Below are 24,033 nucleotides of genomic sequence, written 5' to 3' on the forward strand. Positions count from 1 at the left end.
GTACAAATATTTTAGATATATTGTTGACAGCAACTAAGTACCTCTTTAATATTCGCCTCCGTTGAAGCACAGGTCCCCCTTAGCTCAGTTGGTTAGAGCGACGGACTGTTAATCCGCAGGTCCCCCGTTCGAGTCGGGGAGGGGGAGCCAACTTCAGCAGCAAATTAAGTGTCAATTCCCCCTTAGCTCAGTTGGTTAGAGCGACGGACTGTTAATCCGCAGGTCCCCCGTTCGAGTCGGGGAGGGGGAGCCACTTGATTGGCTCCAAGTAGTATCCAAATCATCAATACACTCTTTATACACTCCTTTTCTACACTTCTTGTTTATCTCTGCCATATTTTCATTATTTGTTTCAAATTCATTAAATTACCCTAATTCAATCAAGTTGTTAAAACGGCTGTAAAAAGCGATAATAGTGCCGTTATTTTGTCTTATTTATTTGCGATTAGAGCGCGCATAAAAATTTACCAAAGGGCCCCTCGCCTTCTAGAGCGTTTCTTTTGGTTTTTCATTTGGGTTTTTCATGACTGATTTTTTACTGCTATTGATTGGCACAGTATTAGTAAACAACTTCGTATTGGTGAAGTTCTTAGGCTTGTGTCCGTTTATGGGCGTTTCAAACAAGCTGGAAACGGCTATGGGCATGTCTATGGCAACCACATTCGTGCTCACATTAGCGTCTGCTTCAAGCTATCTCGTTGAAACCTATTTGTTGGCTCCCCTTGGGCTAAGTTATCTTCGCACCCTTGCCTTTATTTTAGTTATTGCCGTGGTTGTTCAATTTACTGAAATGGTAGTACACAAAACGAGTCCTACGCTTTACAGGCTTTTGGGTATTTTTCTCCCTCTAATTACTACTAACTGTGCAGTGCTTGGCGTGGCATTACTCAACCTAACTGAACAGCACAACTTTATGCAGAGCCTTATTTATGGGTTCGGCGCAGCGCTTGGCTTTTCATTAGTACTTATTTTATTCGCGGCGATGCGAGAGCGCCTTGCGGCTGCAGATGTGCCCGTTTCTTTCAAAGGAGCCTCCATTGCAATGATTACGGCAGGTTTAATGTCCCTCGCCTTTATGGGGTTCAGCGGATTGGTGAAAGTGTAATGTCTATTTCATTTGCTGTTATTACCATCGGTGTTCTTGCCGTTATCTTTGGCCTTATTCTTGGCTACGCCAGTATTCGTTTTCATGTTGAAGGCGACCCACTAGTAGAGCAAATTGACGAAATTCTGCCTCAAACTCAATGTGGGCAATGCGGCTACCCAGGATGTAAGCCTTACGCTGAAGCCATCGCTAACGGAGATGATATTAATAAATGTCCTCCCGGTGGTGAATCAACAATCAAGAAGCTTGCGGATTTAATGGGTGTTGAAGCTAAACCCCTTGATGCTGCTCACGGTGAAGAAGATACAAAAAAAGTAGCGTTTATTCGCGAAGACGAATGTATTGGATGTACAAAGTGTATTCAGGCCTGTCCAGTAGACGCTATTTTAGGGGCTGCAAAGCATATGCATACTGTTATTACCGATGAATGTACCGGTTGCGACTTATGTGTTGATCCCTGCCCTGTAGACTGCATTGATATGGTTCCATTGGTTCAAACAACGTCCACCTGGAACTGGGATTTTTCTTCATCACCGAAAGGTGACATTCCAATAAAAGTGGTGTCTTAATCGTGTTATCTCCAAGCTTTGATTCCATTATTGAAACGCTGAACAGTAACAAGTTGTACTCATTTCCAGGTGGCGTGCACCCCGACGACAAAAAGTCGCTATCCAATACAACGTCGATACAAGTGCCCCCTTTACCAGCGCATCTTATTATTCCTATGCGTCAGCATATTGGCTCTGATGGCACATGCTGCGTTGAAGTGGGTGATAAGGTGCAAAAAGGACAAATACTATCGCAAAGCGCAACGCCGTTTGCGGTGCCGGTGCACGCGCCGACATCTGGCGAAATTATCGCAATCGCACCACATGTTGTTGCCCACCCGAGTGGGCTAACGGAGATTTGTATCACATTGAAACCTGATGGAAATGATACATGGTGCGATTTAAGTCCTATTCCCAATTACACTGAGGTTAATAAAAACGAATTAATTAACCATATCTGCCAAGCAGGTATTTCTGGAATGGGCGGCGCAGGGTTTCCAACACATATAAAAACATCAACATCGAAGCCTGTAGAGTTTTTGGTGCTAAATGGCATTGAATGTGAGCCCTATATCACATCAGATGACCGACTGATGAGAGAGCATGCCTGGCAGATTAGGCAAGGGCTCGACATATTAGCGCACCTTATTAACCCTAAGGCCATTATTGTCGCGATAGAAGACAACAAACCGGAAGCGCTTCAGGCATTAAACATTGCCTGCCAAGACAAAGAGGCTTACCGAGTTGTTAGTGTGGAAACAAAGTACCCTGCCGGCGGCGAAAAGCAGCTTATTCAAGTGCTCACTGGCAGAGAGGTTCCCCGCGACGGCTTACCTGTTGATATCGGCGTGGTCATGTTTAACGTCGGTACTTGCTACGCAGTAGCCGATGCCATTTTGCAAGGAAAGCCTCTTTTAGAGCGAGTGGTGACGGTGACGGGAGAAGCCGTTAAACAGCCAGGCAATTTCAAAGCACTTATTGGTACACCTGTTGCTCATTTACTTGAACAGGCTCAGTACAATCCTAAAAAACAAAAAGCACCTAAAGTGGTAATGGGCGGCCCTATGATGGGGTTCACGTTATCAGATGCCACCATTCCTATTATAAAAACAACAAACTGCCTGCTAGTACCCAGCAAAAAAGAATTGGTAGACGACAATGCTGAGCGTCCTTGTATTAGATGCAGCGCCTGTGCTGATGCTTGTCCGGCGTCTCTACTGCCGCAGCAAATGTTTTGGCATGCGAAAGCCAAAGAGTATGACAAAGCCGAAGAATACGACTTATTCGACTGCATAGAATGTGGTGCGTGTGCGTATGTATGCCCTAGTGAAATACCACTGGTGCATTACTACAGACAGGCTAAAGCTGATATTCGTACACAGCGGGATGAAAAGAACAAAGCTGAAAAAGCTAAGCAGCGATTTGAAGCCAGAAATGAGCGCCTAGAGCGTGAAAAACGCGAAAGAGAAGAAAAGCATCGCAGAGCAAAAGAGGCGCGACTAGCAGCTAATCAAGCTAAATCGGCAAACACTGACGCGCCAGCACAACCGGCGAGTGACACCAAAGACAAAGTGGCGGCGGCACTTGCCCGAGCTAAAGCTAAAAAAGCAGCGCTGCAAAGCAATGTCAGTAATCAAAGTCAATCTGATGCTAAGACGCAAGAAAGCGCCCCGGAATCAGCAGTGGATTCAAGCAGCGGCTCAGGCGACGGCTCAGTTAGCGATAAAAAAGCGCAAGTCGCCGCCGCTATTGCCAGAGCAAAAGCAAAGAAGGAAGCTCGGGTGGCAGACGCATCCGAGGTGTCATCTTCGGGCACAGCAGACGTTGATGATAAAAAAGCGAAGGTTGCTGCTGCCATAGCCAGAGCTAAAGCCAAAAAAGCAGCTCAACAGGCATCTGCGCCATCCAGCGATGAGCCCTCGTCTTTCGAAGCTAAGCCTTCTGAAGCCAAGCATTCTACATCTGAGTCTTCTAAATCTGAGCTTTCTAAAGCTGAACCCGCTGAAAAAGCGGAACTTGCGAGCACCACGGGTGACACCGGGGTAAATGATACGCCTTTAAGTGAAGCTGATGAGAAGAAAGCACGTATTGCAGCTGCGGTGGCTAAAGCAAAAGCCAAAAAAGCCAGTGCAAAGCAGAGCATTAATAGCGGCGCAATAAGCAAAGCCAGCGGTGACGAACGCCATATCAGCAAGAGCGACAGTAGAGAGGCCGCTGAGGTGTCAAAAAACGAAAGCATCAGCCCATCGAGTAATAAGGAAGAGAGTGCATCGCAAGAGCACGGTTCACAAAATCACCATCCACAAAAGAACAGTACCGCAAATTCTAACAGTGGTGGAGATGTTAAAAGTGCCGCAGATGCGAAAAAAGCGCGAATTGCAGCTGCGGTGGCAAAAGCCAAAGCCAAAAAAGCAGCTATCGATAAAGAGAAAGAGTTGAAATGAAATTAAGTTTATCAAGCTCACCACATCAGCGCGTAAAACGAGATACGGGCCAAGTCATGCGCATAGTCATTTATGCCATGATCCCTGGCATGATAGCGCAGTCGTGGTTTTTTGGCTGGGGTATGCTTATTCAAGCTATCATCGCAGTGGCTAGCGCGCTCATATTTGAAGGCGTGATATTGTATTTGCGAAAGCGCCCCATTGAGAGAACGCTGACTGACTATAGTGCGGTGCTAACGGGCCTGCTTATCGCTATCAGTATTCCGCCTACCCTACCTTGGTGGATGACTATTATAGGCGTGTTTTTTGCCATTGCCGTTGCAAAACAAGTTTACGGTGGGCTTGGTTTTAATATATTCAATCCCGCTATGATAGCTTACGTGGTGCTACTTATCTCGTTCCCCGCAGCGATGAGTTTGTGGCTTCCTGCTGCAACGCATGCCGCCATTACGCCTAACTTTCTCGACTCGGCATCACTTATTTTTACCGGGTTTACCACCAGCGGCTATGATGTTACTCAACTTAGAACGGTAGCCGGGGGCGCATCTATGGTTGACGGCGTCACTATGGCCACGCCTCTAGATACATTAAAAACTGATTTAACGCAGGGGCTCACATACTCAGAGTCATTAGCGAAACCCACATTTGACGGTAGCCTATTTGATGCAGCAGGTGCTGGTTGGGGCTGGGTTAGTCTCGCTTACCTACTTGGCGGTCTGGCCTTAGTGAAAACCCGCGTAATTAGCTGGCATATTCCTGGCAGCATGGTAATCAGTGTGTTTGTTTGCGCAGCGGCACTGCACCTAGTTAACGGCGACCTGTACGCTTCACCTCTATTTCATTTACTGAACGGCGCTGTCATCGTCGGTGCATTTTTTATTGCCACCGACCCCGTGTCGGCATCCACCACCCCAAAGGGCCGTATCATTTTTGGTGCTGCTATTGGATTTTGGGTCGTTATTATCCGTGTATTTGGTGGTTATCCCGACGCCGTAGCGTTTGCAGTTATTATCATGAACATGGCAGTGCCCTTAATTGACTACTACACACGCCCACGCGTTTATGGCAAAAATGTGAGTAGCAAACGGGGGGCTAAGTAATGTCAAAAGGCAGCTTTTTTAAAAATAACCCGATAAAAGATAGCCTAATTAAAAACGGCGTGATGCTAGGTGCCTTCGCGATCGTGACTACCGCACTTATTGCCATTACTTTCTTTGGTACAAAAGACACTATTGAAGAGCAAAAAAGACGCAAGCTTTTGAGTGTACTTAACGAAGTGGTGCCAAGTTCACTGCACACTAACCCGCTCTACGCCGACTGTACTGTTATTGATTCTTCGGCCCTGGGACCGGGCAATCATGCAGTATATCGAGCGCGCCTAGACGGTCAACCCAGTGGGCTTGTTGTTCAAGCCACTGCACCTGATGGATATAGCGGCAACATCGACATGGTTATTGGCGTTGATGTTAAACTCAATGTACTGGGCGTTCGTGTTGTTGAGCATAAAGAGACGCCAGGGCTTGGTGATAAGGTAGAGCTTGCCGTTAGCGACTGGATAAAAACATTCGCAGGAAAAGACTTTTCTAGTGAAAACCTAGCGCCGTGGCAGGTAAAAAAAGACGGTGGTGAGTTCGATCAATTTACAGGGGCAACAATTACCCCACGAGCGGTGGTTAATGCCGTTAAAAATGCACTGATTTACGTGGAAGATAATCAGACTCGCTTATTTGACGCCCCCAATCAATGCCAAATAGGTAGTGATATAAACGCCGACAGTCAGGAGCAGCCATCATGACAGATTTTCGCGATTTATCGCTTCAAGGACTATGGAAGAATAACCCGGCTTTAGTCCAGCTTCTCGGGCTATGTCCATTACTTGCAGTCACCTCTACCTTTATAAACGGGTTAGGGCTAGGTTTGGCGACCATGCTTGTTCTTATCGGCAGCAACGTTACTGTGTCGCTTGTGCGTAATATTGTGCGTAACGAAATCCGTATTCCCGTATTTGTTATGATCATCGCCTCATTCGTCACGATTGTTCAGCTACTAATGAACGCCTACACCTACGATCTGTATTTGGCACTGGGAATATTCATTCCTCTCATTGTTACTAACTGCGCCATTATTGGCCGCGCAGAAGCATTTGCTTCCAAGAATCAACCTCTCGCTTCGGCCTACGACGGCGTAATGATGGGACTTGGATTCACCGCAGTTCTCGTAATTTTAGGCGGTCTCAGGGAAATTTTAGGTGCGGGTACCTTGTTTACCGGTGCCGATAGGCTATTCGGTGAGGTCGCACAAAACTGGACAATCACACTGTTTGAAACAGACAGCCCTTTTTTACTGGCCATTTTGCCACCCGGCGCGTTTTTAGCCATGGGCTTATTAATCGCAGTCAAAAACATGATAGACGCGAAAATCGCTGAAAAAGAGACAACACCGAAAGCGAAAGCTGAACGGGTGAGAATTACCGCAGAAACATAGCCATCAGCGGACCGTTCCTTGCCATCAGCGGTCCGGTCCTTAAGCAGGGTTCAAGTTAACTATAATTATTATTAAGAGAGCACATTTATGGGTGACGCTGTAAAAACATTGTCGAAACACGAAAAAGTCCAGGCCATCATGGATATTCTCGACGACCTTTACCCTGAAATTCCCGTTCCCCTTGATCATACCGACCCATACACTCTTTTAGTCGCAGTATTGCTTTCTGCGCAATGTACCGATGAACGTGTTAATCAGATAACACCGAAGCTTTTTGCCAAAGCAGATAACCCATTCGACATGGTCAAAATGAGCATTGAAGAAATTCAAAATATTATAAGACCCTGCGGCCTGTCGCCAATGAAGTCAAAAGGTATTTGGCATCTCTCTGACATGATTATAAAGCTTCATGATGGCAAGGTTCCTCAAGATTTTACGGCCCTTGAAGCTATGCCTGCTGTGGGTCACAAAACCGCATCCGTCGTCATGTCTCAAGCATTCGGCGTTCCTGCCTTTCCGGTAGACACACACATTCATCGCTTAATGTATCGCTGGGGTTTATCAAATGGCAAAAGTGTTGAGCAAACAGAGCGTGACGCAAAACGCCTATTCCCAAGAGAGAGATGGAACGACTTACATCTACAAATAATTTTTTACGGCCGCGAGTATTGTCCAGCAAGGGGCTTTTCGTTAGACCGATGCCTAATAACAAGAGAGTTTGGACGAAAAAGTTTCATCAATGAAGTTATTAAAGAGCAGGAAAAGAAGAAAACAGTAGCGACTAAGAAAAAAGCAAAGGCCGTTAAGCGAAAATCGTAAATCGTAAAAACCGGAGCCAACTGTCCTCTAAATTCACGTTCTTGCAGCATGCAATATCGACATTCACCTTACAGTCGCTATGATTGAGTAAGGCTGCAAAAATGTACAGCAAAGATGAACACGCCCTGATAACGAAAATAAAAACACAAAATTGACAAACAAGAACTTGGAGATGTCATGCTACAACTTAAAGCAGTAACACTGAGTGCATTAGTGGGGGTGTTTAGCACATCCTTACTAGCTGCTCCCTCCCCCATTACCGATTCACAAAAAGAAACCGCAGAACAACTCATACAAACCGCTCTTGAAAGTGATATGGGCTATGACATAGTCACATCACTGACAACAGAAGTGGGTCCGCGATTAGGTGGTTCAGAGGCTGAAGCTCGTGCAAGGAACTGGGGGGCCGAGCTTGGAAAAGAGTTAGGTTTTGATAGGGTATCTATAGAAGAGTTCACAATGCCTTTTTGGGATCGTGGTCACTTACATATTACGCTCACCTCTCCTTATAAACAGCCGCTTTATGGCACAGCCCTTGGCGGAGCTGCCCCAAGCGAGAGTGAAATTAATGCCGATGTCGTCTATTTTCGCGACATTCACGCCTTAACAGATATCAAAGACACAGAACTAAAGGGAAAAATTGCCTTTGTTGATGGCGACGCTATGGTTAAAAGCCAAACTGGTGCGGGCTACGGACAAGCTAATCAGCGTCGACGCATTGGATGGCAACATGCCCAGCGTGGCGGAGCAAGTGCGCTTGTTGTGCGTTCTGTTGGCTCAGATTCCCACCGCTTTCCCCATACGGGCATGATGAGTAAAAACGGCGACGAATGGGCAAATATACCCGTTATCGCGATTTCTAATCCAGATGCCGACCATCTTCGCCGCCTCCATCAAGCCAACAAACCACTTTCCATGTCGCTTCACAGTGAATCCAAATGGAAAGGTGAAGTGAGCAGCGGCAATGTTATCCTTGATATCGTTGGTAGTGAAAAGCCAGAAGAGATTGTACTCATTGGCGGGCATCTAGACAGCTGGGATTTGGGAACAGGTGCGGTTGATGATGGTGCAGGAATCGCAATAACTACCGCAGCAGCAGCGCTAATCGCTAAACTTCCAAAGCGACCTAAACGCACGATACGCGTTGTTATGTTTGGCGCTGAAGAAGTAGGCCTATTAGGTGCTTTTGCCTATGCAAAACAGCACGAGGCAAATTTAGCAAATCACGTTGTGGCCACTGAGTCAGATTTTGGCGCGCAAACAGTGTGGCAATTAGTATCAAATGTTAATTCAGACGCAACGCAACTCGTGGACGATATCGCGAAGATACTGTCACCATTAGGCATTATTCGAGGCGGCTCTGATATTGCAGGCGGAGGCCCAGATATTATTCCACTAGCAGCGAAGGGCGTGCCCACTATCAGACTGAATCAGAATGGTCGTGATTACTTTGACTTACACCATACACCTGATGACACGCTGGATAAAATCAATCCTCACGAGCTCGCGCAAAACATTGCAGCGTATGCAGCTAGTATCTATCTCTTGGCAGATACAGACGTAGACTTGAAAGGCGCAAAATAGCATCAAGACACGAGATAACAGTTAACACGGACGTTGGCTGTTGTATTCCGTGGTTTCTCTTTGCGGTTTCTCTTATGCGTTTATTCCTTCGAACTTTTAACTACGCGCTTCTAACACGGGCTTCTAACACGGGCTTCTAACGCGGGCTTTTTGGAAGTTTGGCTTATGAGTGTGTATTAAGCACTTTTCTCGAGCTAGGCTTGCTAATCAAATACGAATTTAATCAACACTGAAAGCGTTATGAAAAGTTCAATAACCAATTAAGGTAGGCTCTAGTTTCTTTCTTAGAACTGAATTCAATATGACGTTTGCTGTTTACTTCGGTAAAAGCAATGCTGTTTTTATAGACTGAAATATTGGAAATTGGAGTTTGTACTGGGGAATTTTTTAAAGATTGGATGTGCAAATTAATTACTTCTTTTATCATTATTATATTGTTGTTTTTAGTATTCCTTTTGTGGTCAGCAATTGGTAGTAAGAAATTTCAAAAACTTTATATTAGGCTCTCATAAGAGAGCCTAATCACTTCAAAGACTCTAAGCGTCTTTTAGCTTATCGAACAACAACGTTAGCTGCTTGTGGGCCTTTTTGACCTTGTTCTACTTCGAAGCTTACCGCTTGGCCTTCAGAAAGAGTTTTGAAACCGTCAGAAGCGATTGAACGGAAATGTACGAATACGTCTTTACCGCCGCCGTCTTGAGTTAGGAAACCAAAACCTTTTTCTTCGTTAAACCATTTTACTGTACCGTTTACAGAATTAGACATAATATATACCTTTTAAAAAATTGATGTTTGAGTGGTGAAATCACCGATAGCGATAGACATAAACGAGCTAGTAAAGCAGATGTATATCTATATAAAACTTCAATTGAAGGAATAAAAGAGTGGTACAAAGCAGTATTAGGTAAAGCGTAAAACATATCTAAAGCCCGCGTAAGATACATGCAAAGCATGGGCATGTCTAACCTTTTCACCATTGATTTTCTAACCTCACCCCAAAAAAAGCCAAATAAAATAGCAAGTGACTGTTTTACATCGCTTTTATTGTACTTTTTCATGTGATTTTTATTTGACTTTAATTTCACCTCGTTTGAAAAAATCTGTGATTTACGTTTAAAACACTCTTATTTTCGAAAATTGAGAGAAAATTAGGGTATGAATAAAGGCCTGCCGTCAATAAACCACTCATTTTCTTATCGGATTATTAGGGCATGCCCAAATATAGACCGTTCGATTTAAACCCATCGATTAAAACCCAGCAATTTACACTGTGTCTTCAAGTATTAACAATTACCTATTACCCTTAATCAAAAGTGTTTCGATGACGTATCAATAAGTTATCAATAGAAAATAAATAAAAGGAACGACTATGAGAATGCTTCACACTATGCTTCGCGTTGAAGACCTAGACGCATCACTTCACTTTTACACAGAACTAATGGGTATGCGCCTGTTGCGTCAATCTGACAATAAAGACTATGAGTACACACTCGCATTTGTGGGTTACGGCGATGAGGAAGATTCTACCGTATTAGAGCTCACCTATAACTGGGGAGAAAATACCTACGATAAAGGCAACGCTTACGGCCACATCGCTATTGGCGTAGACGATATTTATGCATTTTGCGAAAACCTTGAGCAAAATGGCGCTGACGTTTACCGCAAACCTGGGCCAGTAAAAGGCGGCAATACCGTTATTGCCTTTGTCCGCGATCCCGATGGCTATGCCATTGAATTAATAGAAGGTCGCTAGTCTTATTCAATCCAATTACAGTTACCGCTTTTTTTGAAAGCGCTATTTATGACTGTGTAACTGATAAATAAAGCACCCCGAATATACAATTCTTTTGGAGAATTCTTTTGAGTCTATTGATGAACAATCGCTACGGGATTTCGTTGTTTTTATTTTTCTGCTTAATGTCTTTGCCTTTTGCTGAAGTATCAAAAGCACAAGGCCCATCAGCTGGGCAAAGCCCAGAAAAGATAAACAGCAAGGTAAGCAGCAGGGTAAAAAGCAATGAGGAAGGCACAGAAAAATCCGGTAAAAGCCAAGCCTTTGAATTTACTGTCATCGCTCATCGGGGCGCCTCTGGCTATTTGCCCGAGCATACCCTTGAAGCAGCGACGCTTGCTTTTGCACTTAACGCAGATTTTATTGAACAGGATGTTGTGATCACCAAAGATGACATTCCCATTGTGCTTCACGATATACATTTAGAAACAGTCACTAACGTAGAGACTGTCTTTCCTCAAAGAGCGCGGGAAGACGGTAGATTTTATGCGCGGGATTTTACATTGGCAGAGTTACGCAGGCTAAACGTGCACGAACGAGAAGATAATAAACAGAACAGAGTGTTTCCTACCCGCTTTGCCGCCACTACTTCCCGCTTTACGATTGCAACCCTTTATGAGCACTTCGATTTAATAAGCGAACTCAACCGTCAGCTTGGCAAAAACATAGGGGTATACCCAGAAGTGAAATCACCTGCTTTTCACTTAGCTGAAGGAGTAGACGCAAGCCGCATTGTTATAGACGCGCTTCAAGCATTTAATTTAGACAGTGCACAAAACAACAGCTACTTGCAATGCTTTGACTTTAATGAAGTGAAAAGAATTCGCAGTGAGTTAGGCTACAAAGGCAAAGTTGTTATGTTAATTGGCGAAAATGATTGGAAAGAAAGCAGTACTGATTACACGTGGATAAGAAGTGCAGAGGGAATGGCAGAAGTCGCTAAATACGCAAATGGTATTGGGCCTTGGGTACCTCAGCTTTTCAATCAAGACGACGCAAAGAGTAAAAAAATTGAAGCTGCAAACTGGGTAACACATGCACACAATAATAATTTAACCATTCACCCTTACACCTATCGTCAAGATGCACTGCCACCTGGAATAACAGGTCCGCACTTACTAGACGCGTTGCGCAACATAGTTAAGGTAGACGGCATATTTACCGACCACGTCCCTCCTGTACTTGCATGGCGTGAACAAAGGCGTTCAAACGTTGATGGCGCTCAATAACGCACTTGTAACTTCTAACGGCTAGCTCACAGCAAATACATCGTAGCTAGCCAATCAGGCAATGATACTGTGGGGGCTCTGTCAGGACGCTCTGTTAGGGAGCTCTGTCAGGAAAGACTGTCTGGAAGCACTATTAATTAGAGCTTATCAATAAAAGCCGCCCACATTAGTCAACGGCGGCTATGACTTAGAAAGTCGTACTACAACTCGTCGATTTTGCGCTCGCGACTCTCTTGTATCATTAGGCGCGATAAAACGCTTTTCACCATGGCCGGTTAGCTTAATACGATCGTCAGGCACGCCAATAGCGGTAAGGTAACTTTTAACCTCATTCGCCCTTCTAATAGAAAGCTGCTCGTTGTTCCAACGACCGCCATAGCTATCTGTATAACCGTCTAGCAGCACGAGCTCTAACTCACCATCTTCTTTCAGATACTCGCCTATCATTGTCAGTCGCTTTTGCGAGTACTTAGTCAACTCTGTACTGGCATTTTGATAAGATAATACTGTGTAAGCTATATCATCGAAGGTATAAGGAAGCAGGTTAGAAACACACTGAACGAATTGTCTGTAAACGCCGGCAAAATTACTTGCGTTCAGCGCCACACTCACTTTGTCGTACTTATTATACCAATCTTGGTAATAGATAGTGGGCCAGAACCCTTTTTCGAGCTCTGAAAGCATGGTCCATGCCGCATCTTGCGGCAAGTCGCCGTTGTACTGCTTTCTCATTGTCATGTCCGCAATTGTTTTTGGTGCGACACCCGGCATCCACTTTGGAGGCACAGAGTACACCGCAGCAACATCAAAACGATTGGGCAGCAAATGCATATCAAGCTCGAATTCCATATTCAGCTGTTTAGACGCCACGCTCGTAAACATGGCATCACCGTATCCAGGCAGCTCATGATTTAACGTACACTGCAAACGCGATTCTGTATCGACTTGCCAGTTAGACGTTTCCACTGTTGCTGAGTATTGGCGCATGGCCGCATGCGCTGCTGTCGAGCTCATCACAACGGCCGCGGTGACGACTAGCATGCAAATGTAAGAGAACCCCGTAAACGAAACTCTTCTTTTAAAATTCCACACTATTTTAGATATCGATAGCATAACGAAAACCCAGAAAATTAAAATTTAACAACGCAGCAACGCGCTTTTAAGAACTTGCTTCAGTGCTTAATTTAATACCTGATTTAGCACCTGTCTTAGCACCTGCAAATACGAACTATAAATAGTATATCGCCTTAAGCACAAAAAAGTTTAGACGTGATTTATTAATTTACATTCTATTGGAGCGCACTACCCTTTCTAATACCGAGCGTCGCGATTTTCCAAGTAGTGAAGAACGGGTGATTAACAACGCTAACGCCGCAGGTTTATAAATTGCGTAAAAAAGTACAGCGCTAATTCGTGCTAGCACTTGCCTATTATCCTTGCGATAATCTCGTTTTATTGTTACCCGTGTCTGCGATTATCCTCACGACACATCACATTCACTTGTCTTGAAAAGAGAATCTATGTCTTCAACCGCAATGCCTACTTTATCTCAGCGTTTCAGAGGTTATTTTCCCGTCGTAATTGATGTTGAAACAGCGGGTTTCATCGCTGGAACTGATGCGTTGTTAGAGCTTGCTGCTGTAACGGTAAAAATGGATGAAAATGGTCTGTTACACCCAGACGAAACCTTTCATTACCACATTGAGCCCTTCGAAGGCGCAAACCTTGAACCTGCCGCGTTAGAATTTAATGGTATCGATCCAAATTGTGCTCTACGAGGTGCTATTGAAGAAAGCGATGCAATGAAAGACTTATGCAAAGGCGTTCGCAAGGCGCAAAAGAATGCCGATTGTCAGCGCTCTGTCATTGTGGCTCATAACGCCGCCTTCGACCAAGGCTTTGTGAATGCAGCCATAGCCCGATGCAATATAAAACGCACGCCGTTTCACCCTTTTGTCTCTTTTGATACAACAAGTCTTGCAGGTTTAGCGCTTGGCCAAACGGTGCTAGTGAAAGCGTGTAGAGCTGCGGGTATAGACTTTGACCAAAACGAAGCACACAGCGCGCTGTATGATGCACAAAAAACCACAGAGCTTTTCTGTTATATGGTAAACCGTTACCAGTCACTGGGCGGTTGGCCTCTTGCTGAAGAAGAATAATCCGGGGGCTTGGGCGTGCTAGTAAAGTACGCCTTATCAAGCACGGTAGATAAAGGCAGTATGGATAAACGAAAGGACTCAGTAAACCATTAGTCGTATTTAATGAAAATTATTCTCAACTAGCCTTGCCAAAAGCACGAATAACAATTATTATCATTTACAGATTCATTTGGAGTATTCGATAATGTTTGTATGTATGTGCTACGGTGTAACCGATAAAAGTATTCGTGCTGCTGTTGAGACTAACGGCGTAGGCAACATGCGTGAATTACGTGAGCATTTAGAGCTTGGCTCTCAGTGCGGCAAATGTATCGGCATGGCTCAGCAAATTATTGACCAAACGATCATCGACGAATCCCTATTCAAAAACGTAGGCTAATAATCGCTTCGACGCTTCGCAAACATCAATCGATAGCGAGTAACAAACCATAGTGAGTTTCAAATCATAGCCAGCAGCATTGAGCCCGCCTTTTTCATTTCACTACTTAAATTCAAACTCCAAACCTGCATAGAAAAAGTTTCCGTTTATACCGCCCGGCGTAGTCGGCGGATATAAAGCACCAACCTCTCCCTTGAAAATATTAGTATCTGGCAACGTATTGAATAAGTTTTGCGCCCCTACTGTAAAACGAGTTTCCTCTGACACTTGCCACGAAAACTGCGCATCCATGGTCAGTCTAGCACTACCGTATATATCAAAGCCTGCAGATGCATCTAAGTGGTCTTCATAAAATGAGCCAAAATAGTTTACGCGCCATGTAAATGCGAATGACGAAATAGCTTGTTCAAGGGTAATGCTTCCCCTGTGGGCCGGCAAATTATCCTCTAACATGCGTATCCGCGCATTGGTCAAATTTGGCGTAAGCTGAAGCGCGCCATCGACTAATGCGGGGTATAACGTCACTCGCTCTACCTGTGTATCGGTCCAGTTGTAGGCAAACAGCAGATTGTTTTGCCACTCTCCTGTGGCAAATTGATAGTTTACAACAACATCAACGCCCTGTGTTTTAGTATCAAAATCGTTAGTAAAATATTTTGCAGCGTTGTATTTAGCGGCATCAGGTCGACCATCGGCAATAAGTGCACTAATGTCATCTTCTGTGAGCGGAATAGCTGATGTAGTGCTGATCCTATCATCTAAGCGAATATTAAAATAATCGACGGTGGCAAAGAAATACTCACTCACGTGCATTACCGCACCTACACTGAAATTCACCGATTCCTCTGGGGTCAGCGGTGTTGCGCCAAGCTGTACGGATATTAAGTCTGTAGGCGGCAGTGTGGCTTGGTCTTCTAGCCCGTTGGGGCCGTATGCCGTGGTCACGTTAATAACATTGCTCTGCCCTACCGTGGGCGCTTTAAAGCCTGTATTCACTGAGCCTCTTAAAGCAAAAAGATCGGTAAGTTTGTAGCGGGTACTCAGCTTGCCATCAAATGTAGTGCCAAAGTCACTAAAGTGCTCAAGGCGTGAGGCAACACCAAATTGTAGTGCTTCGGTAACGAAAAACTCAATATCGGCGTACATAGCCCAATTACTGCGGCTCCAGTTTCCAGCAGACTGAGGCTGATAGCCGGGAAAACCGTTGGAGCCAATTGAAAATCCCTCGTTTAAGCCTAGCGGCGGCTCAAATGCATAAGGCCCGGCAATATATGAACTCTCATCGCCTGCTTTTTGAAAATAGGTCTCTTTTCGCCACTCTATGCCAAGCCCAATACTCACAGGATCGTCGAATACAGTCTGAATTAACTTTGAAAAATCCAAATTGAGCGTGCGTTCGACTTGCGACACGCCGCCGGGGTCGAATGACGTAGGAGAAAGTGGACCTAAGGACGGATTCACCGTGTTGGAAATGTCATAGTCTATATTGCTGTAGCCCAAACTCGCGCTGACATCGAAAGCCCAATCGTAAGGGAGCTCTTTTTTAAGCCCCACAGCTAGTGAAGCATCTTCGATGGTGCCACCAAACCTTGGTGTAAATCCACCTGGATAAAGTTCGTTAAATGCAAAGCAGTTTGCGCCAAGCTCTGTACTGTTATCCGCAATCTGCTCGTAGGCGGCATTTTGTAGCACATTGTTATCCGTGAGGGTAATTGAAGGACACTGTATGCCAGAATCGATACCATCTAAGTCGGCAACGATTAATCGCCGTGCTCCGGTTACAGTATCAGTGCGGCTAAACACCCCGTCCCGTGTTTGGGGATTGCGGTAGTAAAATCCCCCCGATAGCTTTCGAGTAGCTGCAGTGAGAAAACCGTATAAGGACGTGGTGGAAGACGGACTATAACCTGCGTTAATAGCGAGCTTCATATCGTTGTCAACATCAAGCGCTCCCCATATTTGCGCGGGATCTTGAATAAAACCATTACCTTGTTCCATCAGCGCTATAGCGTCGTCTCTCTGCACCGAGCGCGACGTTCCGCCCTGTTGACGATATTCACCAGTGACATTGATAAAACCAGTGTCGCCCAATGCAAAGCCCCGGTTACCCTGAAATTGGAATAAAGCACCATCTCCCTCGCCATAGGCACCTGATTTCAAGGCAAAGCTTCCTCCTTCCTCATCATCTTTAAGCACAAAATTAATGACGCCGGCAATAGCGTCTGAGCCATATTGCGCTGATGCTCCATCTCGCAATACTTCCACCTGTTTTAACGCATACGCTGGAATAACTGAAATATCGGGGCCCTGTGCACCATCGCTTAACCCGCCACCTAAAAAGGTGATAACCGCAGAACGATGTCGGCGCTTACCGTTGAGCAATAGCAAGGTGTGATCAGAAGACATGCCGCGTAGATTTGCTGGCCTTACCAAGCTGCTTGCGTCGTTGATTGGCTGGTCGTTCACATTAAGAGATGGCACCATGACGCTGAGCATTGACAGTACGTCTGCATTGCCTTGAGAGCTTAACGACTTAGCGCCAATAATATCCAGCGGCACCGGCGAATCGACTGCGCTTCGAGGCGCATTTCGTGTGCCAACAATAGCAATGCGTTCTAGGGCGTTACTATTGTCCTCTTGCTCTTCTTCTTTGCGCTCAACGGGCTTTTTAGCAACTAAAGATGCCCGCGAGCGTATGCTTAGTACACCTAAATCATCAGCAATTACCGCAAGTTCGGTTCCTTCAAGCAACTGCTCAAGTGCTTCATTTAGCGTATAGGTGCCAATAAGCGAGTTGGTTTTAACTCGCTTGGCTAAATCGAAGGGAAAAAGGAGTGTGGTATTTGCCTGCTTAGCTAACTCGGTTAGGGCTTCATCTGCTGATTGGGACTGCACCGAAAACGTAAATGAGGGCGCTTCCGATAGCGCTAGGGCCTCGCTATCGCGGCTTGCAGGTGTAGGTTGCTGAGCATGGCTAACGCTTTGCCACCCCATGCTTGAAAAGGCTATGCATATCGCCAGCGCAACTTGGCTTTTTTTCTTGCTGATGTCATGAGCGTTACGAGCGGCGATGTAATGAGAGTCACGATGAGAGCTACGATGAACGCCGGGATAAGCGCCGAGACCAGCGCTTCTGTGAGCACAGAGAAGAGAATGCACAGCACGAAAAAGCCAACTGGAAAATTGACGTTTCATGGAATGAGTAATGTCTGCGAAGTGCATGTACTGCAAGGTAAAATATCGATGTGCTGTTATTCTTTCGTATATTGTCACATTCAATAAGAGGATGCCAATAGGCCAATGCCAACACGCTAATTATTTTTATATAATATTAGGGCGTGTCGATCTTTTCTCTTAGCTTTTGAAGCTGCTCAAGCTGCCCAAGATTCATGCAGGCATTATCAAAACGGCCTAAGACGCTACAGATAACTGAATGCTTGTATCGGTTATTTTTTCATAATTGATATTAAAACTGCTTTTCAGCGCAGCCAGTAGGCCGTCGATATCGCCCACTTTGAAGTAGCCAGCAACTCGGCGTTTACGCAGGCGTTCATCTGTTATGTTAAATCTCACTGGCGTGTAGCGTCCTATTTCAGCAAGTACCGCTTCTAGAGGCTCGCCTTTAAATACAATCATCCCCTGCTGCCACGCTAAATCATCATCGATATCGTTTTTCGACATGCTTTCGCGAGCTTCTACCTTGCCTTGCACCGTGGCTTTTTCTCCCGCGAACATAAGTAGTCCTTCCTCGGTAACCGGCTTTTTCCCAAACAAAGATTCGGCAGACGTGGAATCTCTGAACCGGTTTTTGACTAACACCTTACCGTCTGTCACCACCAATTCGAAAGCATTATCGTTAACGTACTGCATATTAAATGCTGTCCCTACCGCAGTGACCGTGTTATTGCCTGCGGTTACTGAGAAGGGGCGAGATGTGTCGTGGGCCACTTCAAAGTGAGCTTCACCTTTAAGTAATACAATAGAGCGAGCGTTTTGGGAGAAGTCCACCGTAACGATAGTGTTTGTATTCAAGTGCAGCACCGACCCATCTGCCAAGGTAATGTTTTTTTGTTCTCCAATACCCGTCTCTACTTTTTCGCTTATGGCGGCAAACTCAGGTGTATTGTCTAACCACACTTGCTGAACAATCGCCCCTATCGCTAACGTCATTACCAAAAAGGCAGCGGCAATACTCCACTTACCACGATGTTGAGAAGCATTTTGGCGCTTTGCTCTGTTTCCATCACTTTTACGCATGTGAGACTCGGGGAACAGGCCACTTAGCTCGTTGAGCACAGACATATCGTCCCAGAGGCTAGCAGCCTCAATAAGAGACTGACGATGCGCCTTACTCTCGCTTAGCCAGTTATCAAGTTCCACGAGCTCTTCATCTTTCAAACCGCGGTCTAAGCGACTAACCCACAAGCAGGCATGCTCTTGGATATCTTCTTTGCTGGAAAATTGGCGAATGTTATTCATATCAACTACTGCTTATGTCCTGAGTCGCACTTGAAGGTGCTTGGGGTGACGAAGTATCCTTTGACAATTCGGCCAAATACCGAGAGCACATTAAAAGACCTTTGGCGACATGCTTTTCCACAGTGCTTTCACTCAACCCCACGAGTTCCGCAATTTCTTTTTGTCGCATGCCATACACTTTTTTTAATAAAAATACGCGCTTTACATCCGCAGACAGTGTGTCTGTGGCTCGGCAAAAATGAATGAAGCGCTCTTTACTTTCTACGTTTTTTTCTAAGCTGTGCCCTATCAACTCATAGGGCAGCATGTCCATATCGTCCAAATGCTGTTTATTTTTATTTTCAGCCTTCGACACATGGTTAAGCGCTAAATTACGCGCAGTTTTGAGCATGTAGGTCCGTTCGTACTGTATTTCTTGTTTTAGTTCGGCCTCATAGCTCTTAATAAATGCCTCTTGCACTATATCTTCTATATCATCAGTACCGACAATAGTGCCTACCGCTCGCATTAACTTGCTACGGTATTTTAAGAAGGTTTCAGCTACTGTCGACTTTCTGGTCATAAATCTCTAATGAATGTGTTTCGAATTGCTTACAGATGTTCAAGAAATATAGATTTTGGGATAACACCTAAAATCTATAGCCCCTAATCATGCCTGTGTTTGTCGGGCTTTTCACGCTTTAAATAAGGAATTTCGGTAAGTAAAAAGGGAGCAAATGCTCCCCTTTTTTAGACGTACACGTTAGAACGTGTACATGCCTCGTAGATAGTAGAACCCACCATTAATACCAATAGGTGCTGTTGTTGGGTATAACGACCCTGCAATGCCCGCATATTGCGTATTTTCGTCTGGGTATTCATCCAACGCGTTTTTGGCGCCAACAGTAAGCGTGAAGTCTTCTGTAAAGCTATACGCTACTTCTAAATCAACGGTAAATTCAGAACCCACCTTATTAATTGGAAGGGCTGAGTCTAAGTGATCTTCAAAGATGCTGCCAAAATAGTTAAGACGAGTAAGGAAACGCCAGTCACCGTTTGTGTGGTTAGCCGTAGCGCTGTAACGTACCGCAGGAAGGTTGTCTTCTAACATGCGAATACGAAAATCTGAAATATTATCAGACGCGCGGTCAACTATCGTCGATGTCCAGTTATACGCAAGTGAGAACTTAGTGTCTCCACCCAGCATTTCCATACTGTAGTTTGCTACTACGTCAACACCTTCCGTCGTAGTATCAAAGTCATTGGTAAAGAAGCTGATCTCAGAGAAGCTAGACGCGTCATTGATACCTTGAGAAATCAAGGTCGCGATGTCTTCATCAGTCAGCGCAATGCCCGACGCAGTACTTAAACGGTCTGTAAGTTCGATATTGTAGTAATCAGCTGTGATAAATAACCCGCTGTCAAACTGTGCAACAATACCAAAAGTAATGCTTTCTGATTCTTCAGGAGTGAGTTGTTCACCGCCTTTAAGCTGCGATACTGGATCCGTTGGTGGCAGTGTCGCACGGTCAATAAGCTCGCCGTTAGTACCAAACGCTGTTGTTACGTTACGAACGTTACTTTGTCCCAGTGTTGGCGCTTTAAAGCCTGTTGAGTAAGCACCACGAAACGCAATATTTTCAAGGGCTTGCCAACGAAACGCAATTTTACCTTTTGTGGTGTCACCGAAGTCTGAGAAATCTTCATAACGAAGCGCACCTGCTAACATGAAGTTTTCAGTAATATAGGCTTCTGCATCAATATAAAATGCAACGTTATGACGAGACACAAGGCCTTGGCTATTAGCTGCTAAGCCAGGGAAACCATTTGAACCAATGCCAAAACCTTGTGACGCCAATGGACCTATTTCATAGGACGCGGTATCACCTGCAAAACTTTCGTAGCTTTCGTGACGGTATTGGAAACCCGTTGCAACGAAAAGTGGCTCGTATAGGCCAACATCGAAAGGTTTAGTGAAATCTATATCTAACGTTTGTTCAGATTGCGTGTAACGACCTGGGCTGAATTCAAACGGTGTATCTGGACCAAGAGATGGGTTGATAGTGTTGCTAATTTTAAAATCAACTTCGTTTTGGCCTAAGTTAACGCTGACGTCATACGTCACGTCGTTGTCTAATTCGCCTTTCGTACCGAATACCAAAGACATATCAGTTACTTCACCGCCAAAGCGTGGTGTGAAGCCGCCAGGAAGAATTTCGTTAAACGCAAAGCAATCAGGATTGTTCGCCACTTCATTGATATAACGGTCGTTAGTCAACACGTTTGCGCCCGGCGCGATATCAGTTGGACAGTTGCCCGACATATCACCAGTTAAGTCACCCACAAGTAGCGACCCGTCGTTAGCGAAAACACCGCCGCGAGTGTGTGGGTTACGGAAGTAGAAGCCACCTTCAACTTCACGTACTGCGTAGTTACCAAACATGTAGGCTTCTGAAGAGTCTGATAGCTCTAGTCCCGCATTCGCGAAAAGCTTAATGTCGTGCTTAATTTCAGGCGAACCCCATATTTGTGCAGGGTCTGCGACAAAAGTATTGCCAGCAGCAACAAGCGCTGCTGCGTCATCACGCTGCACGCTGCGAGATGTATCGTCTGCAGTACGATATTCAGCAGAAAGGTTGATGAAGCCCGCATCAGATAGTGGAAGACCAATGTTACCTGAAAGCTGGATCATGTCACCATCGCCTTCATAAAATGAGCCGTAACGGGCTTCAAACGTACCGCCTTCTGATGCATCGTTAAGGACGAAGTTGATAACACCTGCGATAGCATCTGAGCCGTACTGTGCAGCGGCGCCGTCACGAAGTACTTCTACCTGCTTTAATGCAGATGCTGGAATAACTGAAATATCTGGACCTTGTGCACCGTCAGAAAGACCGCCACCAAGGAAAGTAATGACTGCCGAGCGGTGACGACGCTTACCATTGACTAAAACAAGAGTATGGTCAGCTGCCATGCCGCGTAAGTTTGCTGGGCGTACTAACGTTGATGCATCGTTGATTGGCTGGTCGTTCACGTTAAATGAAGGAACCACTGTTTGCATCATAGATACCATATCAGTGGCACCCTGTTGCTTAAATTCCTCACTGGATATGATGTCAATTGGCACTGCTGAATCGCCAATTGAGCGTGGTGCTGCACGTGAACCAACTACCGCAATTTGTTCGTAATCTTCCGCTTTCTTTTCGTCATCTGCTTCTTGCGCGTAAACAGGCGCAGCAGCGATAACGGAAAACGCAGCAGAAGCAGCGAGTACGCTGCGTACGTTTTTAGTCAATAAAGACAAGTGTGTTTTCATGGTGTTTTCCCGGAGTTTTCTTTATCAGCTTTGGCGCTTTAACGCCTTAAACCATAAACAGATTAATTGCTGTAAAGTATTTATTATTAGACCTTCAACACTGACGACTGCTGTGTCAGCACAGGTTTTTTATAGAGGGTAACGTATTAAAAAACAAACCTTTTTCGATAAAATAAAAATATTTTTTCAAGGCGTAGAGGATTTATTTTTCTGGCTTGTCTATAAGGTTTTAGCGGAATTAAAAGCAGTGTGTTTTTGGGTGGTTTTAATCAAAAAAGCCGACTTAAAGCCGGCTTTTCAATAGAGAATTAAGATTCCCTTATTACTCTTCAGTTTTGTGTTTTTCAGCCGTTTCTTTGACTAAAGGCTGCAGCTCGTTTTGCTGGAACATTTCAATAATGATGTCACACCCGCCTACTAGCTCGCCATCAACCCAAAGTTGTGGAAACGTTGGCCAGTTTGCATACTTAGGCAACTCTGCACGGATGTCTGGGTTCTGCAGAATATCAACATAAGCAAAGGCCTCTCCACATGACATGAGCGCCTGTGAAGCTTGTGAAGAAAATCCACAGCTTGGAAGCTTGGGTGAGCCCTTCATGTAAAGCAGGATTGGGTTCTCTTCAATTTGTTGCTTAATTCTGTCAATCGTCGATTGGCTTTCAGTATTGTCCATTGGATCCTCTCAGCGGAATAGTTAATACTCAGGAAGTGGGAATGCTCGTCACATTTATCAAGGGCAGAATAACACAAATTATCTCATTGTGATGTTATCCAGTCTCTAAACATAATCGCTAATATGCTTTGTAATGAATAGAGTAACGTCGCAGTTGTTGTACTAGCGCCAATAAAATACGCGTTATAAAGTGATCTGTTAAAAGGTCATGTGGCTATCAATTGTATTGTTACTTACTTCTCTCAAGCATAGATAAAAAATTCATAATTTTGTCATTGAGTTATAAGACTTTATCCCCACTTCTACGTTATGCTTTATTTCGAAACGCTTTATTTCGAAGCAGTACACATAACGATATTAGTGAGCTAAATTAGCACGTTGTCCTCTATTTGCAGGCTTTAGAGGGTTAATAGCGTTATATCTATAAACTAATCATGGAGACCGACATGGCTTTTGAATTACCAGCATTACCCTACGAACAAAATGCATTAGAACCGCATATTTCTGCTGAAACACTTGAGTACCACTATGGCAAGCATCACGCTACCTATGTAACTAAGCTTAACGGCCTAGTGGAAGGTACTGATATGGCGAGCAAAAGCCTAGAAGAAATCATTAAGGCTTCTGAAGGCGGTGTATTCAATAATGCAGCTCAAGTTTGGAACCATACTTTCTATTGGAATTGCCTAAGCCCAAATGGCGGCGGCGAGCCAACAGGTGCAGTAGCTGACGCAATTAATGCAAAATGGGGCTCATTCGCTGACTTCCAAGCAGCGTTTAATGACAAAGCAGTGAACAACTTCGGTTCAAGCTGGACGTGGCTAGTAAAAACAGCTGACGGCAGCCTAGACATTGTTAATACAAGCAATGCTGAAACACCTATTTCAGGTGACTCGCTAACGCCAATCCTAACTGTTGACCTTTGGGAACACGCGTATTACATCGATTACCGTAATGCTCGTCCTAAGTACCTAGAAAACTTCTGGGCACTGGTAAACTGGGAATTTGCGAACAGCAACCTAGCGTAAGCGACCTTTCTTTCT

General features: G+C 44.9%; 20 protein-coding genes and 2 tRNA genes. 15 read left to right on the forward strand and 7 right to left on the reverse strand.

From position 1 onward, the window contains the following. Positions 1 to 73 precede the first annotated feature (73 nt). The 10 genes from V7R39_RS00460 to V7R39_RS00505 all read left to right on the forward strand — a co-directional run bounded on the left by V7R39_RS00460 (position 74) and on the right by V7R39_RS00505 (position 8,984). Positions 74 to 150 (forward strand) — tRNA-Asn (locus tag V7R39_RS00460). 26 nt (positions 151 to 176) lie between these two features. Beyond that, positions 177 to 253, forward strand: a tRNA-Asn gene (locus V7R39_RS00465). 270 nt (positions 254 to 523) lie between these two features. Then, the gene (rsxA, locus tag V7R39_RS00470) at positions 524 to 1,105 is read left to right on the forward strand and encodes an electron transport complex subunit RsxA (protein ID WP_334027114.1); all 582 of its coding nucleotides are present in this window, start codon (positions 524 to 526) and stop codon (positions 1,103 to 1,105) included. Continuing rightward, a complete protein-coding gene (gene rsxB, locus V7R39_RS00475; RefSeq protein WP_334027116.1) occupies positions 1,105 to 1,674 on the forward strand; it encodes an electron transport complex subunit RsxB in 570 nt (189 codons plus the stop codon). Before rsxA ends, rsxB begins: the two co-directional genes overlap by 1 nt. Before the next feature lie 2 nt (positions 1,675 to 1,676). Continuing rightward, complete coding sequence (gene rsxC, locus V7R39_RS00480; protein ID WP_334027118.1) at positions 1,677 to 4,097, forward strand: electron transport complex subunit RsxC; 2,421 nt, start codon at positions 1,677 to 1,679, stop codon at positions 4,095 to 4,097. After that, on the forward strand, positions 4,094 to 5,197 hold the full coding sequence (gene rsxD, locus V7R39_RS00485; protein WP_334027120.1) for an electron transport complex subunit RsxD: 1,104 nt from the start codon (positions 4,094 to 4,096) through the stop codon (positions 5,195 to 5,197). The genes rsxC and rsxD overlap by 4 nt, the downstream gene beginning before the upstream one ends. Next, positions 5,197 to 5,892: an electron transport complex subunit RsxG gene (gene rsxG / locus V7R39_RS00490; protein ID WP_334027122.1), complete on the forward strand. Its 696-nt coding sequence runs from the start codon at positions 5,197 to 5,199 to the stop codon at positions 5,890 to 5,892. The genes rsxD and rsxG overlap by 1 nt, the downstream gene beginning before the upstream one ends. After that, complete coding sequence (locus V7R39_RS00495) at positions 5,889 to 6,581, forward strand: electron transport complex subunit E (RefSeq protein WP_163105367.1); 693 nt, start codon at positions 5,889 to 5,891, stop codon at positions 6,579 to 6,581. The genes rsxG and V7R39_RS00495 overlap by 4 nt, the downstream gene beginning before the upstream one ends. An 87-nt stretch (positions 6,582 to 6,668) precedes the next feature. Then, positions 6,669 to 7,400: an endonuclease III domain-containing protein gene (locus V7R39_RS00500; RefSeq protein WP_334027125.1), complete on the forward strand. Its 732-nt coding sequence runs from the start codon at positions 6,669 to 6,671 to the stop codon at positions 7,398 to 7,400. A gap of 177 nt (positions 7,401 to 7,577) precedes the next feature. After that, complete coding sequence (locus tag V7R39_RS00505) at positions 7,578 to 8,984, forward strand: M20/M25/M40 family metallo-hydrolase (RefSeq protein ID WP_334027127.1); 1,407 nt, start codon at positions 7,578 to 7,580, stop codon at positions 8,982 to 8,984. A gap of 552 nt (positions 8,985 to 9,536) precedes the next feature. On the opposite strand, the gene cspE is transcribed toward V7R39_RS00505, so the two are convergent. Next, the gene (gene cspE / locus V7R39_RS00510) at positions 9,537 to 9,749 is read right to left on the reverse strand and encodes a transcription antiterminator/RNA stability regulator CspE (protein WP_032094499.1); all 213 of its coding nucleotides are present in this window, start codon (positions 9,747 to 9,749) and stop codon (positions 9,537 to 9,539) included. 604 nt (positions 9,750 to 10,353) lie between these two features. On the opposite strand from cspE, the gene gloA reads away from it, so the two are divergent. Next, positions 10,354 to 10,737, forward strand: a complete 384-nt coding sequence (gene gloA / locus V7R39_RS00515) for a lactoylglutathione lyase (protein WP_334027130.1) — start codon at positions 10,354 to 10,356, stop codon at positions 10,735 to 10,737. A gap of 107 nt (positions 10,738 to 10,844) precedes the next feature. Continuing rightward, complete coding sequence (glpQ, locus tag V7R39_RS00520; protein ID WP_334027132.1) at positions 10,845 to 12,005, forward strand: glycerophosphodiester phosphodiesterase; 1,161 nt, start codon at positions 10,845 to 10,847, stop codon at positions 12,003 to 12,005. 180 nt (positions 12,006 to 12,185) lie between these two features. On the opposite strand, the gene V7R39_RS00525 is transcribed toward glpQ, so the two are convergent. Next, positions 12,186 to 13,046 carry a flagellar protein MotY gene (locus tag V7R39_RS00525; RefSeq protein WP_334027134.1) on the reverse strand — a complete coding sequence of 287 codons (861 nt, stop codon included), beginning with the start codon at positions 13,044 to 13,046 and terminating at the stop codon, positions 12,186 to 12,188. A 479-nt stretch (positions 13,047 to 13,525) separates the two neighbouring features. Here V7R39_RS00525 and rnt point away from each other — a divergent pair, with 479 nt between their 5' ends. Together rnt and V7R39_RS00535 are read left to right on the forward strand one after the other, a co-directional pair. Continuing rightward, a complete protein-coding gene (gene rnt, locus V7R39_RS00530; protein ID WP_239059987.1) occupies positions 13,526 to 14,164 on the forward strand; it encodes a ribonuclease T in 639 nt (212 codons plus the stop codon). Between the two features lie 184 nt (positions 14,165 to 14,348). Beyond that, positions 14,349 to 14,543 carry a bacterioferritin-associated ferredoxin gene (locus V7R39_RS00535; RefSeq protein ID WP_032094496.1) on the forward strand — a complete coding sequence of 65 codons (195 nt, stop codon included), beginning with the start codon at positions 14,349 to 14,351 and terminating at the stop codon, positions 14,541 to 14,543. A gap of 102 nt (positions 14,544 to 14,645) precedes the next feature. Here the strand turns inward: V7R39_RS00535 and V7R39_RS00540 are convergent, their stop codons facing one another. From V7R39_RS00540 to V7R39_RS00560, 5 genes are all read right to left on the reverse strand, one after another. Then, on the reverse strand, positions 14,646 to 17,537 hold the full coding sequence (locus V7R39_RS00540; RefSeq protein WP_438823497.1) for a TonB-dependent receptor plug domain-containing protein: 2,892 nt from the start codon (positions 17,535 to 17,537) through the stop codon (positions 14,646 to 14,648). 417 nt (positions 17,538 to 17,954) lie between these two features. After that, positions 17,955 to 19,022 carry a FecR family protein gene (locus tag V7R39_RS00545; protein ID WP_334027140.1) on the reverse strand — a complete coding sequence of 356 codons (1,068 nt, stop codon included), beginning with the start codon at positions 19,020 to 19,022 and terminating at the stop codon, positions 17,955 to 17,957. Position 19,023: 1 nt separating this feature from the next. Further along, positions 19,024 to 19,584, reverse strand: coding sequence for an RNA polymerase sigma factor (locus V7R39_RS00550; RefSeq protein WP_334027142.1), 561 nt, complete (start codon positions 19,582 to 19,584; stop codon positions 19,024 to 19,026). A gap of 180 nt (positions 19,585 to 19,764) precedes the next feature. Further along, positions 19,765 to 22,317, reverse strand: coding sequence for a TonB-dependent receptor plug domain-containing protein (locus V7R39_RS00555; RefSeq protein WP_334027143.1), 2,553 nt, complete (start codon positions 22,315 to 22,317; stop codon positions 19,765 to 19,767). A gap of 322 nt (positions 22,318 to 22,639) precedes the next feature. Continuing rightward, entirely contained in the window at positions 22,640 to 22,990 is a 351-nt protein-coding gene (locus V7R39_RS00560) for a Grx4 family monothiol glutaredoxin (protein WP_032094492.1), read from the reverse strand. A 446-nt stretch (positions 22,991 to 23,436) separates the two neighbouring features. Here V7R39_RS00560 and sodB point away from each other — a divergent pair, with 446 nt between their 5' ends. Further along, positions 23,437 to 24,018 carry a superoxide dismutase [Fe] gene (sodB, locus tag V7R39_RS00565; RefSeq protein ID WP_032094491.1) on the forward strand — a complete coding sequence of 194 codons (582 nt, stop codon included), beginning with the start codon at positions 23,437 to 23,439 and terminating at the stop codon, positions 24,016 to 24,018. Positions 24,019 to 24,033 lie beyond the last annotated feature (15 nt).

The sequence above is a fragment of the Alteromonas sp. P256 genome (genome assembly GCF_036864455.1).
In the GTDB taxonomy this organism is placed as follows: domain Bacteria; phylum Pseudomonadota; class Gammaproteobacteria; order Enterobacterales; family Alteromonadaceae; genus Alteromonas.